General features: G+C 66.7%; 15 protein-coding genes and 1 riboswitch. Of the genes, 9 read left to right on the top strand and 6 right to left on the bottom strand.

Going from position 1 to position 16,596, the window contains the following annotated elements; genetic code table 11:
* Positions 1-18 precede the first annotated feature (18 nt).
* Genes OOT46_RS12390 through OOT46_RS12405 form a run of 4 tightly spaced genes read left to right on the top strand, consistent with a single transcriptional unit; the run spans position 19 to position 3,444 of the window.
* Positions 19-1,695 carry a ShlB/FhaC/HecB family hemolysin secretion/activation protein gene (locus OOT46_RS12390; protein ID WP_265403915.1) on the top strand — a complete coding sequence of 559 codons (1,677 nt, stop codon included), beginning with the start codon at positions 19-21 and terminating at the stop codon, positions 1,693-1,695.
* A gap of 50 nt (positions 1,696-1,745) precedes the next feature.
* Positions 1,746-2,207 carry a hypothetical protein gene (locus tag OOT46_RS12395; protein ID WP_265403916.1) on the top strand — a complete coding sequence of 154 codons (462 nt, stop codon included), beginning with the start codon at positions 1,746-1,748 and terminating at the stop codon, positions 2,205-2,207.
* A complete protein-coding gene (locus tag OOT46_RS12400; protein WP_265403917.1) occupies positions 2,204-3,019 on the top strand; it encodes a hypothetical protein in 816 nt (271 codons plus the stop codon). The genes OOT46_RS12395 and OOT46_RS12400 overlap by 4 nt, the downstream gene beginning before the upstream one ends.
* Positions 2,941-3,444: a cytochrome P450 gene (locus OOT46_RS12405; protein WP_265403918.1), complete on the top strand. Its 504-nt coding sequence runs from the start codon at positions 2,941-2,943 to the stop codon at positions 3,442-3,444. The genes OOT46_RS12400 and OOT46_RS12405 overlap by 79 nt, the downstream gene beginning before the upstream one ends.
* A 78-nt stretch (positions 3,445-3,522) precedes the next feature.
* Here the strand turns inward: OOT46_RS12405 and OOT46_RS12410 are convergent, their stop codons facing one another.
* From OOT46_RS12410 to OOT46_RS12420, 3 genes are read right to left on the bottom strand one after another with little or no spacing between them, the layout of a single operon-like run.
* The gene (locus OOT46_RS12410; RefSeq protein ID WP_265403919.1) at positions 3,523-4,269 is read right to left on the bottom strand and encodes a hypothetical protein; all 747 of its coding nucleotides are present in this window, start codon (positions 4,267-4,269) and stop codon (positions 3,523-3,525) included.
* The gene (locus tag OOT46_RS12415; protein WP_265403920.1) at positions 4,233-8,447 is read right to left on the bottom strand and encodes an RHS repeat-associated core domain-containing protein; all 4,215 of its coding nucleotides are present in this window, start codon (positions 8,445-8,447) and stop codon (positions 4,233-4,235) included. Before OOT46_RS12415 ends, OOT46_RS12410 begins: the two co-directional genes overlap by 37 nt.
* Positions 8,444-8,605, bottom strand: coding sequence for a hypothetical protein (locus tag OOT46_RS12420; protein ID WP_265403921.1), 162 nt, complete (start codon positions 8,603-8,605; stop codon positions 8,444-8,446). Before OOT46_RS12420 ends, OOT46_RS12415 begins: the two co-directional genes overlap by 4 nt.
* A gap of 249 nt (positions 8,606-8,854) precedes the next feature.
* On the opposite strand from OOT46_RS12420, the gene OOT46_RS12425 reads away from it, so the two are divergent.
* A complete protein-coding gene (locus OOT46_RS12425) occupies positions 8,855-9,214 on the top strand; it encodes an FKBP-type peptidyl-prolyl cis-trans isomerase (protein ID WP_265403922.1) in 360 nt (119 codons plus the stop codon).
* Positions 9,215-9,235: 21 nt separating this feature from the next.
* On the opposite strand, the gene OOT46_RS12430 is transcribed toward OOT46_RS12425, so the two are convergent.
* On the bottom strand, positions 9,236-9,709 hold the full coding sequence (locus OOT46_RS12430; protein WP_265403923.1) for an Lrp/AsnC family transcriptional regulator: 474 nt from the start codon (positions 9,707-9,709) through the stop codon (positions 9,236-9,238).
* A gap of 283 nt (positions 9,710-9,992) precedes the next feature.
* On the opposite strand from OOT46_RS12430, the gene hppD reads away from it, so the two are divergent.
* The 4 genes from hppD to OOT46_RS12450 all read left to right on the top strand — a co-directional run bounded on the left by hppD (position 9,993) and on the right by OOT46_RS12450 (position 14,660).
* A complete protein-coding gene (gene hppD / locus OOT46_RS12435) occupies positions 9,993-11,075 on the top strand; it encodes a 4-hydroxyphenylpyruvate dioxygenase (RefSeq protein WP_265403924.1) in 1,083 nt (360 codons plus the stop codon).
* A 210-nt stretch (positions 11,076-11,285) separates the two neighbouring features.
* Positions 11,286-12,917, top strand: a complete 1,632-nt coding sequence (locus OOT46_RS12440) for a response regulator (protein WP_265403925.1) — start codon at positions 11,286-11,288, stop codon at positions 12,915-12,917.
* An 81-nt stretch (positions 12,918-12,998) separates the two neighbouring features.
* Positions 12,999-13,177: riboswitch (yybP-ykoY riboswitch) on the top strand.
* 1 nt (position 13,178) lies between these two features.
* Positions 13,179-13,754: a TMEM165/GDT1 family protein gene (locus tag OOT46_RS12445; RefSeq protein ID WP_265403926.1), complete on the top strand. Its 576-nt coding sequence runs from the start codon at positions 13,179-13,181 to the stop codon at positions 13,752-13,754.
* A gap of 165 nt (positions 13,755-13,919) precedes the next feature.
* Complete coding sequence (locus OOT46_RS12450) at positions 13,920-14,660, top strand: Crp/Fnr family transcriptional regulator (protein ID WP_265403933.1); 741 nt, start codon at positions 13,920-13,922, stop codon at positions 14,658-14,660.
* Between the two features lie 19 nt (positions 14,661-14,679).
* Here the strand turns inward: OOT46_RS12450 and OOT46_RS12455 are convergent, their stop codons facing one another.
* Together OOT46_RS12455 and OOT46_RS12460 are read right to left on the bottom strand one after the other, a co-directional pair.
* A complete protein-coding gene (locus tag OOT46_RS12455; RefSeq protein WP_265403927.1) occupies positions 14,680-15,207 on the bottom strand; it encodes a DUF962 domain-containing protein in 528 nt (175 codons plus the stop codon).
* 120 nt (positions 15,208-15,327) lie between these two features.
* Positions 15,328-15,960 carry a CDP-alcohol phosphatidyltransferase family protein gene (locus OOT46_RS12460; protein ID WP_265403928.1) on the bottom strand — a complete coding sequence of 211 codons (633 nt, stop codon included), beginning with the start codon at positions 15,958-15,960 and terminating at the stop codon, positions 15,328-15,330.
* Positions 15,961-16,596 lie beyond the last annotated feature (636 nt).

Genomic DNA, 16,596 nt, shown 5'->3' on the forward strand with positions numbered 1-16,596 from the left:
ACGCACAGGACACCCGCAATGCCCCCTACCCTCCCGCCCAGTCGCCTCGCCCTCCTGACGGCCGCGCTCGCCGGCGTTGCCGTGTCCGCGCCCGCGCAGACAGCCGCACCGCCGGACGCCGGCCAGACACTGCGAGAACTTCAGCAGCGCCCGCAGCCGCCGCGGCCCGGCCAGGCGCCCAGCCTGCAGGTGCCGCCCGACGCGGACACCGGGGCGGATCCGGGGCAGCGCTTTGCGGTCAAGGCGGTGCAGATCGAAGGCAATGTGCGCATCCCGACGCAGGAGCTGCAGCCGCTGGCGACCGGCCTGGTAGGACGCGACGTGACCCTCGGCGAGTTGCGGGAGGCGGCGAAACGGATCACGGCACGGTATCGGGAGCGCGGCTTCGTGGTGGCCCGCGCCTTTGTGCCGGCCCAGGAAGTGCGCGACGGTGTGGTGCGCATCACCGTGCTCGAAGGCCGTCTGACCTCCTCGACCGTCCAGAACGGCTCCATCGTCAAGACCGAGCGCCTCCAGGCCATGGTGGCTGCGCAGCGGCTCAACGGCAGGACCATCCATTCCAAGGAAACCGACCGCACCCTGCTGCTGCTGGCGGACCTGCCGGCGGTCGGCAAGGTGAGCGGCCTCCTGAAGCCCGGCAAGGACGTGGGCAGCTCCGAGCTGTTCATCACGGCCGAGCCCGGCAAGACGCGCGAAGGCAGCGTCTCGGTCGACAACTACGGCAACCGCTACACCGGCCAGGCGCGGCTCAATGGCCAGCTCGATCTCAACAGCCCGCTGCGGCTGGGCGACCGGCTGAGCCTCAGGGCCACGGTCACCGAGGAGGCGTTGCTGTACGGCCGTGCGGCCTTCGATCTGCCCGCGAACAACCACGGCCTGAGGGTCGGCGCCGCCGTCTCGTCCAGCCGCTACGAGCTGGGCAAGGAGTTCGAAGGGCTGGACGCCACCGGCACCGCCCACACGGCGGGGCTCTACGCCACCTATCCGGTGCAGCGCGGCCTGAACTCCAATGTCTGGCTCACCGGTGCGCTCGACTACCGCAAGTTGAAGGACGAGGTCGACTCGACCGACAGCCGCACCCGGAAATCGACGCGCTCCGCGACGCTGGAGGTCTACGGCGACCTGTCGGACGCGCTCGCCGGCGGCGGCTACAGCACCTGGCGGGTGACCGGTGTGCTCGGTGACCTGGGCATCGATTCCGGGGAGGCCCAGGTCGCGGACCAGGCGGGCCCCAGGACGGAAGGCGGCTACCGCAAGCTGCAGCTGGCCCTCACCCGGCTGCAGGCCATCACGCCACGGACCACCGCCTTCGTCGCGCTCTCGGGGCAGGCCGCGAGCAAGAACCTCGACTCGTCCGAGAAATTCGTCATCGGCGGCATCTACGGCATCAGGGCCTACCCGCAGGGCGAAGGAGTCGGAGACGAAGGCTGGATGGCGAATCTCGAAGTGCGCCAGGACTTCACGCAAGGCCTCCAGGGCAGCGTCTTCTATGACCACGGTCACGTGAAGTTCAACCACCGGAGCTACGCCGCCGGCTCGAACGAGCAGACGCTCAAGGGCTACGGCCTGGGCTTGGGCATGCGCTATCAAGCCTTCCACGTGAAAGCCACGGTCGCGTGGCGCAAGGGCCAGGCCGCCTTGACCGCACCCGACCGGCGCCCGCGCGGCTGGATCACCGCGGGCTGGAGCTTCTAGGGCCTGTTAACACGACGGCCCTAGTCCGATGAAACCGAGGAGACGCGCCGATGCCGGAGACGACATCGCGACTGAGGCTGGAGGTCGGCAGCCTGAACGATCGCACCATCGCGGCCGTGCTGACGACCGTGGCCCGGCACCCTCCCTTCCACGCCTATGCCTTCGGCCTGATGGTGCACAACCTGATGAACCAGCTGCGCCACGGCGCCAACGTGATGGCCATACAAAACGGTCAGCTGGTCGCGTATGCCGGCTGGCTGCGGGTGCACCGGGAGTCGGCCCGGCTCTGGCAGGCCGGCGAGCGCAGCATCCCGCCCGAGGACTGGGAGCGGGGCGATGCGGCCATCGTCACCGTGGTCGTGAGCCAGGGACCGGGCTTTCTGGCACCGCTCCTGCGCGGGGTCTCGCATCGGTGCGCCGGCGTGCCGGTGTACCGAATGAGGTGCTTCCAGGATGGCCGGCCCGACATGCGGCGCCCGCCGATTGTCGGCAGACCCCAGGTGTTCGCATGATCGCCACGGCCCAGGAGGCCGGCCGCTTCCTGGACGCCCTGCTGGCTGGGCTCTATCGGCGCGCGGGCGAGCGCGGGGCCGACGCCTGGCCGGGCTTGACGCTGATCGACGATCCGCGGGTCGCACGTGAAGTGCTGGGCCGGCCTGACACCTTCATCAAGAACTATGCCTTCCTTGAAGCCCTGGCTCGCGGGCGTTTTTCGGCCAACCGCTCGCACTGGCGTGAACATGCCGCGCTGACCCGGTCCTGGTACCGGAGCGCCCACCAGGCCATCGCGCCGAGCGACATCAAGGCCATCTACCTGAGCCACCTCGCGGACGGGCCGGACCTCGGCGCCGACACGCTGTTCGAGCGCTTCGTCGCGGCAGCGGTGGAGGTGTTCTCGCGCGTCATCGGCCTGTCGGCACCGCTGCCCTGGGACGTGACGGTGCTGCGGCAGGTGCGCGAGTGGATGAAGATGCGCCAGTGGGTCGACTGGAACGGCTGCGACCCGCCCGCGCTGCACGCGCTGGACACCGAGCTGAGCCGTCTGCGCGGCCGCCTTCGCGACGGCTGGCGCGCCAGCCAGGCGGGACGTGCGGCACTGGCGATGCTGGAGGCCCCCGGCGCGGCCTGGAGGGTTTCGATGCCGCGGAGGAACTGCTGCAGAACCTGCTGGCGTCCAGCGAGACCACCGCCAGCAGCCTGCTCTGGGCGGTGGAAGTGCTCAGCCAGCAAGCGGCACAGCAGGCCGTGCTGGCGCACGACGAAGGCCGTCGCGAGCGTTTCCTGCTCGAAGTGCTGCGCCTGTTCCCGCCCGTGCCCTTCCTGACGCGGCGCTGCGTCGAGGACACCCAGGCGGCGGGCGTCTTCTTCCGCGCGGGCGAAGCACTGGCCGTGTCCGTCATCGGCATGCACTGCCATCCCGACCACTGGCGTTCACCGCGGCAGTTCGACGCCGCACGGCCGGAGTTCGATGCGTCACCGCCGCCCGTCGCCTTCCTGCCGTTCTCTCGCGGTGAGCGGGTGTGTGCCGGCCTGCGACTGGCCAAGGTCGAGCTGGATCAGGGCCTGGCCGCTTTTCTCGAGCTGCGCCGGGTGCGGCCGGGACCGATGCCGACCGGCTTCGAGTACGGGCTCTCGTCCCGCCCCCGCACGTCCCTGGTCGCCAGCCGGGTGAGCGGCGCGAACGACGCGGACGGACGACCGACCGCCGGTGGCGCGATTTTTCTTTCTCCAAGAAAGGACATCCCATGACCACCACCACCCCGAGCGGCCTGCAGATCCACCACGTGCAGCCGGGTTCCCGGTGTTCCCCGTTGGCAGCGGCTTAACTCAGGGCCCGGATCGTGCGATGCGGCGGCCCTGAAGCAAGGCCAGCACTTGCGAGAACGGGAACGCGAGCTGGCTGTAGTCGTAGTTCTGCCCAGGCTCCAGCGCCGCGGCGGTAATGTTCATGTAGCGGCCCCTGGCATGCTGCGAAGGGTAGGCATCCAAGGCAGTCCACCTGTCGCAAACCAGGCAGGGAATCTCCTCGAAAAAGCGTTCGACACGCGCAGCGTCCGCGCGACCGATCTTGAATTTGGGGTCGATCAAGGAGTCGATCTCGAACTGAAAGTATGCGACGCCCGCGTCCATCAGCCGCTTGAAGTAGTCGACGTGCTTCAGGTAGGACAGATCGTCTTTCATCAGGAAATACCCGCTCGCAATCTTCGGCTGCGGCACCTCGCGCAACCACTGCAACTCCTGTTCGTGTGCCGTCTTCTTCTCGGGGTCTACCGGCAAGACCTCAAGGAAATCGATTCCGTGGTCGTCGAGCACCCGACGCATCTGCACGGCGGTATATCCGCTATCGGCATCGAATGAGAGCGCGGTGCGCCGCTCGATGCTGTCCACGATGGCCCGTAGCTGCCCCTCATCGATCCGGCCCCGTCGGGGTTCGTGCGCAGCGGCCAAGCAGCAGCCGAGCACATCGACGCCGGCGTCGGCAAGCTTCGTCGCCTGGTCGACCGACGTGACCTGGTTGATCTTACGCATTTGCAACCTCATCTTCTTCCACACGCATTGAAGGATCGCATCCACGATCCGCTCTCCTGTCGGCGGCCGATGTCGTTCAGTACCGCCTCAACTGCTCTTGCCCCGCCGCGCCTTTCAGCGCTGCGCAGTATCCGATAGATCAACTCGTCGTTTGCGGCACTGTGAATGTGCCTGCCTGCATGGTAGGTGCCTCGCGCCCGCGCTGCCGCTCTGCCGGGATGCGCGACCTGCGCGACCTGGCTCGAGGCGGTTCCCCACAAGCGGGCGCCGTTCGCGGCATCGTCCACCGTGAGACCGTTGCGGACGAGCAGCTGTCGAGTCAAGTTGGCGCTAGGATTGTTCTGCTGCACGATATGGTGCGCCGTTTGGCCTGCAACAAGCGGCCTGCCGGCTCCGGTGAGCGCCCTCGCCAGATGGTAGGTCTGCGACAGGCCCAGCGGGTCCACCCAGACCAGCGGGTTGCCCGTGTACTCGTAAAGGTTGTCGCCGGCATCCAGCAGCAAGGGATCGACCGAGACGTAGCTGCCGATGTGAGCGTCATAGTAGCGGTGCCGGTTGTAGTGCAGGCCAGTCTCGACATCGTGGTACTGTCCCTGGAACCTCAGCTGGTTCTCCAGTTGCTGCCGATGCAAGGTTTTGAGTCCACCCCACACGGAGAAGTTGGCGGCCCAAACGACGGCACCTTCTGCGTCGGTGATGCGTGTGGGACAGCCATTCGGATCATTGTGGTAGTGGAAGATCCGGCCGTCGCTCGTGCCGTTCTCGGCGTGCCGCTCTAACCGCGCCAGCGGCACAAAGCTGTCGGGGTAGTAGAGATACTCTCGTGCCTGACCCCAAGCCGAGCTCTCCACCGGCTTGGAGACAAGGTCAACGTCCCTCGTTGTCGAAGTCTCCGGCGCTGTAGGGCCAGGAAGTGAAACCGCCACCTCTGCAACCTGCGTTTCCCCGTCCCAGCCGAAGCAGATGCGCGTGTTGCCTGTCTGCTTGAACACGCGCCGCCCCAAGGGATCGTAGCTGTAGCTCGTTTCGACCCCGTTCTTCTCACTGTGCACCAGCCGCTGGTTCGCGTCCCACGCCAAGGTGATCGTGTTCCCCTCTTCATCCGGTGTTCCGAGGCGACCCTCCGCGATGCGTTCAACGAGATTGCCTGCGCGGTCGAAGCGGTAGCGAACCCCATCGTGATAGCCGTCACGCCTCCACTCGCCCGACCTCTCCCCTTCCCTCACCAGCTGTTGAGCACGCTGCTCCACGGCGTGTGTGAGCATCCGGTCCCCCGCTGGATCGTGATAGAACCGTGTCAGCTTGTCCTGCGTATCGATGTGCGCCACGATCCGTCCCAGCGGGTCGTAGCGGTAGCGGTCGACGCCGTAATGGCTGTCGTGGCGCTGTGTCAGGTTGCCAGCCGGGTCGTACTCGTACTGTGTGTGGAACAGCCACTCGGCGTCGCGCCTGACACCCTGGACAGTCGGTCGACCCAGCTCGTCGTACTTGAAGTGCCGCTGCAGCGCCGCCCCCAGCGTCTCCTTGCGCACCTGCCCGGCCGGGTCGCGCTCGATGGTGATCGGCAGATCGTCGTTGATCTGAATCGTCGCCGCAAGTCCGAGCAGGTCGTACCCATAGAGGACCGTGTTGCCGGTGCTGGTCTCCCGCTTGATCCGGTTGCCCACTTCATCGAAACTGTTCCTGACGATAAATGTTCCCTGCCTTTCTTCCAGCAGCTTTCCCTCGGCGTCAAACCGCCGCTGCACTGTCACATGCGGGTTGGTGCAACCGATAAGATTGCCGTTGGGGTCAAAGTCGAAGGTCTCCTCAAAGACATTTCCGGCTTGCTGAGGAGACATGAAAGCTTTGCGGCGGATACGGCCGAGCTTGTCCGTCGTAAAGGCTATGACCCGCCCGAGCGGATCGCAGCGCTGCCGGAGATGCCCCACAGCGTCGAAGCTGTAAGTGGTGGTTTGCCCCCAGTAGTCCGTCTCCTCGACCACTTGTCCCAGCGCGTCACGCCTGAGCCGATAGGTCTCGCCTCTTTGATTGCTCACCCCGATAAGTTGCTCTTCGGTGTCATAGTGGTACTCCACCACGGTTCCATCGGGCCGGTGATGCTTCCTGAGCAGGCCTTGCCCGCAATACTCGAAGTGGGACTGTGCTCCGTTCTCATCCTCGCAGTGCGTCAGTGCATCCTGGGCGTCATAGGTGTAACGGATGCACTTTCCATCCGGCAGTTCTTCTTCGAGCAACCTACTTTTACGGTCGTATCGATACCGGACTGTGCGCTCCAGCGGGTCAGTGCGAGCCATCACGTTGCCCAGTTCGTCCCACTGCAAACGGGTGATGTTGCCAAGCGCATCCACCAAGGCCACCAGACAGCCCATCCTGTCGAAGGTGAACTTCGTCGTGGCTTGGCGCGCGTCGGTCACGCTGACAGGCAGGCCTGCATCGTTGTACTCGTACGTCGTGGTGGCGCCGAGCGGACTCGTGTGCCGAACCAGCAAGCCGCGCTCATCCCAGGCCTGCTGCCAGTGAGCGCCGTTGAAATCGGTGATTGTGGTGCGCTTGTTGTTGGCGTCGACCTCGATGGCGATCGTGCTGCCATCCGGGCGCGTGAGCCTGAGCAGATTGCCGCGTTCGTCATAGCCATACTCCGTGCGGAGGTTGGCTGCATCGACGATGGCGGCGGTCCGTCCCGCCGCGTCGTACTCGAAGATCGTGCGCCCGCCCAACGGATCGATCTCCAGGATGGGTAGCCCTTGCTCGTCGCATTGCACGGTGGACATGTGCCCCAGCGAATCAGTGATGCGCGTCTCCCGAATTGAGGGCCAATAGGCGAAGCGATAGTCATATAGACCTCCGTCGCCCCATGCGTGCACCACCTGCCAACTCTCTCGCGTTGTGTCGTACTCGTAGTAGAACGAAAGGTTGGCGCGATTGGTGTGCCGCACCATGTGCCGGCGGTCGTATGCAAAACAGTAGGGGTTGCCAAGCGCATCACGAACGGCTACGAGGTCCCCACCCGGATCATGCTCGTACTCGACGAAGGTATGCGTGACTCCGACATCCGGTGCGGAGAACCAAAGCCGGCAGATCAGTCCGTCGCAGTGATCGACCATGAGCTTCCGCCCACTTGATTCTCGGATGGCCCGGAGTTGCCCCTCGATGCGCTGGTACTCCAGCCAGTTGCCACACAGGTCACTGACTTTCCCGACGGGGCATTCCAGCGATCTTTCGTCGGGCGCCGTCAGCAGTGCTTTCGGAAAGTGATAGATTCGATCGCTTTTGGTCCGCACCCTGAACTCGTCACCGTGATCGCTCAGCAGTGCCCCGTTCATCAGTTCCAGTACGGCGGCCGTGTCGCCTTGCGCGGCGGGCAAGTGCGGGAACAGTCCCATGCCTTCGCCTGAGTGCAGGAACATCACGCTCCCGTCCTCGCGGTCGATCTCAAGGCGTGAATCCGCCGGGCTCTCCCACCCGTAGCCGCAGGCACCTTGGCGGCGACGATTGGAACTGTAAGACCGCACCCACTCGATCGGGATCCGCCCCTGCAGCGTGAAGTCCACCTGCTCGACGACCACCTCCCCGGTCAGGATGTTCACCGGCTCCGCCCTGAGCACCTTGCACTTCAGGAAGCCCGGGTCCATGTTCTTGAAGGTCTTCTGCCGAAACTGCTTGAAGCGGTCGCCCAGGTTCTTGGCGAACTTCGACTTCCTTAGTTTGCCCAACCCGGCGAAAGCGCCCTTGGCCGCCATCCCCATCATCGAGATCGTCGGCGCCCCGCCGACCTTTACGTTCGCCGGGATCGCGAGGTTGAAGGTGGTGGGTAACAGGTTGGGCGGCGAGATGCGCTTCTTCTTGGGCCGCGGCGGGCTCGGAATGCCGAAAACCTGGCAGCCCAGCACCGGCAACGCCAGATAGGACAAAGGATCGCCGTCGGCCACCACCGTGGAACTGCCCATGAAGAGTTCGTCTTCCCTGTCCGGTAGCGGCACCGCCGGGGCGAACGGAAAGCCGGGCGGGATGTGCACGACGATCGCTCCGGTGCCCGCCGTCGCGCGCTTCATGCCCATCACCGAGACCGTCGCGCCGATGATCGGCACGTAGTCGAAAGGATCAAAAATGACCGAGAAATGGGGCGTCGGCAGCGGCACCGGCGAAGGCGACGGCGGCACAAGACACAGGTGGATGTCGATGCCTAGCTGCGGATCGCCGTGTTTCGCCGAGGGCATCATGCTGCCGGCCCTCCTGCTTCTCCCGGCCGTGCTGCTGCCTTGATGATGTTGTGCATCGAGTCGTCCCACTGGCAGTAGGCGCCGCTCAACTCAAAGCTGCTGCTCGCAATGTCTCCATGCCTGTCGAACACCTGCTTGAGGATGGCGGGCGCCTTCATCTTCTGAAAGATGCAGCAGTTCGCCGCACCGTATGGCGGTTTTTGTCTTTGATGGGTATAGCTTGCAAAAGCGCCTGGCACCCTCCCTAGATTGCATGAAGGTGCATCCATTCGTTGCCGACCCAAGGAAGGCTGACAAGGACAAGGAGGAGCACGCCGCCGGTTTGGTACGGCAAGCGCGGCCATGAGGCATCTGCCGACCAAAAAGCCAAGTGGCATGATCGCGGTTTTCCCTAGAAAGGACCTCCCATGACCACCACCACCCCCAGCGGCCTGCAAATCGACGACGTGCAACCGGGCTCCGGCGCGGAGGCCAAGGCCGGCCGCAGCGTGCGGGTGCACTACACGGGCTGGCTGCACGACCCGGCGGCACCCAACGGCCGCGGCCGCAAGTTCGATTCGAGCAAGGACCGCAACGATCCCTTCGAGTTTTCGCTCGGCGCCGGCATGGTGATCCGTGGCTGGGACGAAGGTGTGCAGGGCATGAAGGAAGGCGGCACCCGGGTGCTGACCATCCCGGCCGAACTCGGCTACGGTGCGCGCGGCGCCGGCGGCGTCATCCCGCCCAATGCGACGCTGGTCTTCGAAGTGGAACTGCTGAAGGCCTGAAGCGGTCGGCCGGCTGCCGGCTCAGCCCGGCAGCGGCAAGGCGCTGGTGCACTTGATCTCGTCCAGGCAGACGCTGGAGCGCACGCCCGTGACGCCTGGCAGTTGCATCAGCGTGTCCATCAAAAAGTTCGAGAGCGACTTCAGGTCGCGCTCGATCACCTTGATCACGTAGTCGAAGTCGCCGGTCACCGAGTAGCACTCCAGCACCTGCGGCAGGTCGGCGATCAAGTCCTTGAACTTCGGCAGTTCGCGGATGTGGCCCTTCTCCATCGACACATGGATGAAGGCAATCACGTTGAGCCCCAGGCTGGCCGGGTTGAGACGCGTCTCGTAGCGGGTGATCACGCCCGCCTCCTCCAGCCGGCGGTGGCGGCGCAGGACCTGCGCTGCCGACATGCTGACCTGCTCGGCCAGCTCCAGATTGGAAGCGCGTCCGTGTTCCTGTAGAAAGGCCAGGATCTTGCGGTCGGTGCGGTCCAGGTCGGTCTCGTACAAGTTTCTCTCCTCCAATCATGATCCAAGGAAATTTTATCTCCCAACCAAGGGTTCACCCGGATCCTGATCGCGAACTAATTGTCCGGGCCCGACCCTAGAGTTATGCTTCTTCAGCGGCTGCCCTTCAGCTGCAGACCGAGCAGTTCCGTGGCCTCCCGGCCCAGCGACCGCGCTGCCAGGTTTTGCGCGCAAGGCACCCGCCGGCGCAACTTAATTTCTTCGCCCGTTCGCATGTCGCCGGACCGGCCCGACCGAATCCTCACCTTCTGCCTGGAGCCACGCCATGAGCACCACCGACCTGTTCGACAACCCGATGGGACTGATGGGCTTCGAGTTCGTCGAGTTCGCCTCGCCGACGCCGAACGTGCTCGAGCCCCTGTTCGAGACCATGGGCTTCACCCTGGTCGCCAAACACCGCTCCAAGAACGTGTTGCTGTACCGCCAGGGCGGCATCAACTTCATCGTCAACAACGAGCCCAAGAGCATTGCCTCCTACTTCGCCGCCGAGCACGGCCCCTCGGCTTGCGGCATGGCCTTCCGCGTCAAGGACGCGCACAAGGCCTATGCGCGCGCACTGGAGCTCGGCGCGCAGCCGGTGGACATTCCGACCGGCCCGATGGAGCTCCGCCTGCCGGCGATCAAGGGCATCGGCGGTGCGCCGCTCTACCTGATCGACCGCTTCGAGGAAGGCCGGTCGATCTATGACATCGACTTCGAGTTCATCGAGGGCGTGGACCGCCACCCGATGGGCGCCGGCCTGAAGCTGATCGACCACCTGACGCACAACGTCTACCGTGGCCGCATGAGCTACTGGGCGGGCTTCTACGAGCGGCTGTTCAACTTCCGCGAGATCCGCTACTTCGACATCAAGGGCGAGTACACCGGCCTGACCTCCAGGGCGATGACCGCGCCGGACAACCTGATCCGCATCCCGCTCAACGAGGAATCGTCCAAGGGCTCGGGCCAGATCGAGGAATTCCTGATGCAGTTCAGCGGCGAGGGCATCCAGCACGTCGCGCTGCTGACCGACGACCTCATCAAGACCTGGGACATGCTGAAGAAGTCGGGCGTGTCCTTCATGAAGGCACCGCCGGCGACCTACTACGAGATGCTCGAAGGCCGCCTGCCCTGCCACGGCGAGCCGGTCGGCGAACTGCAGGCGCGCGGCATCCTGCTCGACGGCGCGAGCGGCCCCGAGGGCCGGCGCCTGCTGCTGCAGATCTTCTCGACCACGGTCCTTGGTCCGGTGTTTTTCGAGTTCATCCAGCGCAAGGGCGACGACGGCTTCGGCGAGGGCAACTTCAAGGCCTTGTTCGAGTCCATCGAGCGCGACCAGGTACAGCGCGGCGTGCTGAAGGTCGCCTGAGGCGCCCGACGACGGCCGGCGTGCACAAGTTCACGGAAACGGTGCGAGAAACGCGTGCGCGGCTGTCGCCATCCTGTCGCGGTCGCTGACCCGGTACATGCCCTCGAGCGCATCGCGTCCACTTGAGGTACAACCGCACTGTCCCGGCGCCGCTTCTCCTTGCAGGTCCGGCCACCGGCCGCCCGGGCGACGCCGATGCGGGGGTGATGCATGAGACCGCTCGATGCTGAGATCCTGAACGCAACCGCCCTGGTGGTCGATGCAAACGCGACCTCGCGCAGCGTGCTGGTGTCCATGCTGCGCGAGTGCGGCATCTCCAAGATCACCCAGACGCCGCGCGCGCTGGAGGCCCGCAAGGTGCTGGAACTGCGCCGCTTCGACATCGTCGTCTGCGAGTACCACTTCCCCGACGAGCCCATGACCGGGCAGGACCTGCTCGACGACCTGCGCCTGGCCAACGTACTGCCGCTGTCCAGCGTGGTCGTGATGATCTCCAGCGAGGCCGGCTACGCCCACGTCGCCGAGGCTGCCGAGGCCGCGCTCGACGCCTACCTGATCAAGCCCCACACCGAGCAGGCCTTGCGCGAGCGGCTGGTGCAGGCACGCCTGCGCAAGCGCTCGCTGCAGGAGATCATCCGGCTGGTCGAGAACGACGACTTCCTCGCCGCCGCCGAGCTGTGCCAGGCCCGCTTCGAAACCCACGGCCCCTACTGGGTGCATGCCGCCCGCATCGGCGCCGAGCTGTGGCTGCGGCTGGCCAAGCCGCATGCGGCGCAGAAGATGTTCGAGGCCATCATGCAGGTGCGCGCCCTGCCCTGGGCCCGTCTCGGCGTGGCGCGCACCCAGTACGAGGCCGGCGGCGCCCAGCTGGCACGCCGCACCTTGGAGAGCCTGCTCGAGGAGCAGCCGGGGTATGCCGACGCCTACGACGTGATGGGACGGGTGCTGCTGGACCAGGGCGAGCCCGACCAGGCCATCGAAGCGCTGCGCCGGGCGGCCGGCCTGACGCCGGGCTGCGTCGGGCGGCTGGTCAAGCTCGGACTGCTGGCCTTCTACTACGGCAACGCCAAGGAAGCCACCGACGCGCTGCAGAAAGCCAGCCGGCTCGGCCTGCAATCCAAGGTCTTCGATCTGCAGGGGCTGGTGCTGCTGGGGGCGCTGCAATTCGATGCCGGAGACGGCCGTGCCCTGTCCCGTTCGCTCGACAGCATGGCCTTCGCGCGCCAGCAAGCGCCCGAGAGCCCGCGCCTGCGCCGTTTCGAGGACGTGCTCAATGCGCTGGTGCAACTGCAGCAGCGCAGCGTGCCGGAAGCCATCGCCGTCATCCGGCGGCTGCTGAGCGAGGTGCAGGCGCCCAACTTTGAATTCGAGGCCGCCTGCAACCTGCTGATGCTGCTCTCCCGCCTGCACCTCCAGGAGCTGAGGCTGGAGGAGGCCGAGCACAACGTCGGCATCATCGGGCGGCGTTTCGCCGTCTCACGCATCACGCTCGAGCTGCTGGTCCGTTCGGTGCAGGGGCAGGCCGGATTCGAGCGGGCCCTGCAGCAGGCCTATGGAGAAATCACGGCGGCGGCCGAGGAGGCGGTCTCCCACACCGTCGAGGGCCAGCCGCAGGAAGCGGTGCGTCTGCTGCTCGAACATGCGCAGAGGACCTTCAACGCCAAGCTCATCGACCTCGCGACCCACACGCTCGAGCGGCATCGACAGACCATCGACGACGCGGCGGCCCTGGGCGAGCAGGCCAACGAACTGCACCGCCGCTATCGCAGCTACGGCACGCAAGTGCATTTGAGCCGGGCCGACGACCCGCGCACGATGGCCTCGGCCGCGCGCAGCCGCTGAAACCCCCGGCGCGGCATCCGGGCCGGCGAGAGATATTCCCGGGCCACCGCGTCCGCAGCGGCCCGCGGCTCGGCTACACTGTCGCCCGTCATTGGGGAGTAGCTGCCCTCCGAATGCGAGAGGGGCCGGCGTCAACAGACTTGCCCACCTGTGGGCATGGCGCCGGCGGTTGCCGACTTTGCGAGACCTTTGACTGCACTGCTTTCGCGTGGGCCGGGAAAGCGGTGTGGTCGATCGTCCATCGCCGGCCCCAGGCTTTCCATGCAGTCCTTCCTCGTTTCCACCGGTGTGGTGGCGCTCGCCGAAATCGGCGACAAGACCCAGTTGCTGGCCTTCATCCTGGCCGCCAAGTTCCGCCGGCCGCTGCCCATCGTGCTGGGCATCCTCGCCGCCACCCTGCTCAACCACGCGGCTGCCGGAGCACTCGGCGCCTGGATCACCTCGCTGCTGGGTCCGACCGCACTGCGCTGGGGCCTGGGCCTGTCCTTCATCGCGATGGCCCTGTGGACCCTGGTGCCCGACCAGTTCGACGAAGCCGATGCGCGGCTGGCGCGCCACGGGGTTTTCGTGACCACCTTTATCGCGTTTTTCATGGCCGAGATGGGCGACAAGACGCAGATCGCGACGATCGCGCTGGCCGCGCAATACCAGGCAATGCTCGCGGTGGTGGCCGGTACCACCCTGGGCATGATGGTGGCGAACGTGCCGGCGGTCTATCTCGGCGACCGACTGGCGCATCGTCTGCCCGTGAAGCTGGTGCACGCGGTGGCCGCGCTCATCTTCGCCGTGCTGGGCGTCGCGACGCTGCTCGGGGCGGGCGCCGGCCTCGGCTTCTAGTCAGGGACATGGCCCGGGTCCTGCCCGGCCAGCCCGGGCGGGGCTTTCCCTCTGGAGCGGCCGCCGCGCTGCGGCGATGATGGGCGGCGCTGCCCGCGAGGGTGCCGACACAGTCCACGCCGCGTGACCCTGCCCGACCTTTCCTCACCGCTGCACCTCGGCGCCATGCCGGCGGCCGCCACCGATGCCGGCGTGCAGGCCACGCTGCGCCAGGGCCGCTGGTTCGCGCAGTTGTCGCCCGAGTTCCAGGCCGGCTTGCTGGAGCACGCCTTGCTGCGCCGCCTTGTGCCTGGCGAACGGCTGTTCCTGCGCGGCGATCCGCCCTGCGGGCTCTACGCGGTGCTCGAAGGCGCCATGCGTATCTCGGGTGTGAGCGGTGTGACCGGAGCCTGCGACCTCGGCAAGGAAGCACTGCTGGCGATGGTGGAGCCGCCCTCGTGGTTCGGCGAGATCGCGGTGTTCGATGGCCAGCCGCGCACCCACGACGCGGTGGCTGATGCCGCCACCTGGCTGCTGCAGGTGCCCCAGGGTGCCCTGCTCGCGCTGCTGGAGGTGCGACCGGCGTTCTGGCGCGAGCTGGGCGGCTTGCTGTGCCACAAGCTGAGGCTGGCCTTCGTCACGCTGGAGGACATGGCACTGCTGCCGGCGCCGACACGGCTGGCGCGGCGCCTGCTGCGCATCGCCGAAGGCGAGGAGGCGCAGTCGGTGGCTCCGGCCGCTGCCGGGCCACGGGCGATCCGGCTGTCGCAGCAGCAGCTCTCGCGCATGCTCTCGCTGACGCGCCAGACCACCAATCAGATCCTGCGCGAGCTGCAGAAGCAAGGCATCGTGCGCATCGACCGCGGTCGCATCGAGGTGCTGGATCTGCGAAGGCTCGGCGACTGGCCGTCGTCACCGGGCGGCTGAGGCCGCCGGGCGGCTCTTTTCAGGCCGTGCGTGCGCCGCGGGAGGCGCCGTGCGTCTTGCCGGCGCGCGTTTCGATCGCGTCGCGCAGCTCGGTGCACAGGCCCAAGGCGAACAGCCATTCGGCGACCACGAACAGCGGGCCGATCAACAAGCCCATCAGGTCGTCGACGAAGGCCGGCTTGCGGCCCTCGAAGTAGTGGCCGACGAACTGGAACACCCAGCCGACCACAAACAGGCCCAGCCCGAGGCCCAGCCAGGCGGGTGTCGCCAGGCCGGCGATCGCGCTGCCCGCGACCAGCGCCAGGCCGTTGAAGGCCAGCATCGCGCTGCCCAGGCGCAGGTCCAGCTTCAGGTAGTACAGCACCAGCACCCCGGTGATCAGGGCCGCGAGCGAGACCTGGCCCAGCGGCGTCGGGAACTGCAGACGCGCCAGCAGCGCGGTGATTGCCACGACGATCATCGGCACGCCGATGAAGTGGGTCGCGATGTTGCGTGTGTCGCGGTGGTAGGCCGCGTAGCCGGACAGCTGCTCGAGGGCGGTTTTCATGGCGTGCTCCGCTGGGGTGGAGACCTCATGATGGGCCGCCGCCCCGGTGCGCAGTGTCTGCTATCCGACATCGGGTCCCATGGTTTACCCGCAGGGGTGGTGCAGGCCGCCCCTGGGGCTTCAAAACTTGGGGATGCGCAGCGTCTTGCTGATCATCGCGGTCCCGGACAGCCCGAACAGCAGGGCCAGCGGATGCAGCTGCCACGGCCCCACGGCCCACACGCCGCCGAACAGCTCGGCGCCCAGGGCGCCCTGGCCGGCACAGACGGCCAGCACGCCGGTGAGCAGCAGGCTGGTCGGGATGGGCGTGCCTTCGAAATAGGCCACCTTGTCGCTGCCCGCCGAAAGGGTCTCCGCCGTGACGTTGAAGCGGGCCAGCCGGCTCACGCCGCAGCAGACGAAGTAGATCAGCAGCAGCACGTCCCAGCCGCCCTGCAAGCCGGCCGCGAAACCCAGCGCTGCCGGGCCGACGCCGAAGGACACGATGTCGGCCAGCGAGTCGAGTTCGCGCCCGAGCGCCGAATGCGCATTGCGCCAGCGCGCGATGCGACCGTCCAGCACGTCGAAGACCAGGGCCGCCGGCCCGAGCGCCAGTGCCAGCCAGAGCTGCGACAGCGACTGGCTGGCCATGTAGCTCATCGCCAGGAACACCGAGGCCGTGCCGCAGGCGGCATTGGCCAGGGTGAAAAAGTCCGCCAGGTGAAAGCCGCGGATCATGGAGAAATGCCGCGCGGGGGGTTTGCCAGAGCTCATGTGTTCCTCGTTGTTCTCTACAGCGCCGTGGCGGCATGGTAGCGCGGCGCGAAGCACGGCCAGTCACCCCCCATTGAGTAACAGCCGGCGAATGAGACGGGGGCCTGAAGACATCTTGTTTCTCAACGGACTCACTCGAAACCTGTCGCAGGTGTCGAATCCGGCCGTCGTTTGCACGGCGACAAGCTCCAGGCAACTGGCTGATCCTGCAGTTGCTTATCGCCCAGCAGGCTCGCACAGTGCGCTCCCCGGGGGACTTGGCGGACGTCATGAGCCCCGCCCGGCCGCCCGAAGGGGCTCGCACCGCAGTGCGCAGCACGGAGGTCACCCAATGAGCCCCGCCCGGCCGCCCGAAGGGGCTCGCACCGCAGTGCGCAGCACGGAGGTCACCCAATGAGCCCCGCCCGGCCGCCCGAAGGGGCTCGCACCGCAGTGCGCAGCACGGAGGTCACCCAATGAGCCCCGCCCGGCCGCCCGAAGGGGCTCGTACCGCAGTGCGCAGCACGGAGGTCACCCAATGAGCCCCGCCCGGCCGCTCGAAGGGGCTCGTACCGCAGTGCGCAGCACGGAGGTCACCCGAATCGAGCCCCGCCCGGCGCCCGAAGGGGCTCGTACCGCAGTGCGCAGCACGGAGGT

This window comes from Aquabacterium sp. A7-Y (assembly GCF_026153205.1).
Classification (GTDB): Bacteria; Pseudomonadota; Gammaproteobacteria; order Burkholderiales; family Burkholderiaceae_C; genus Caldimonas.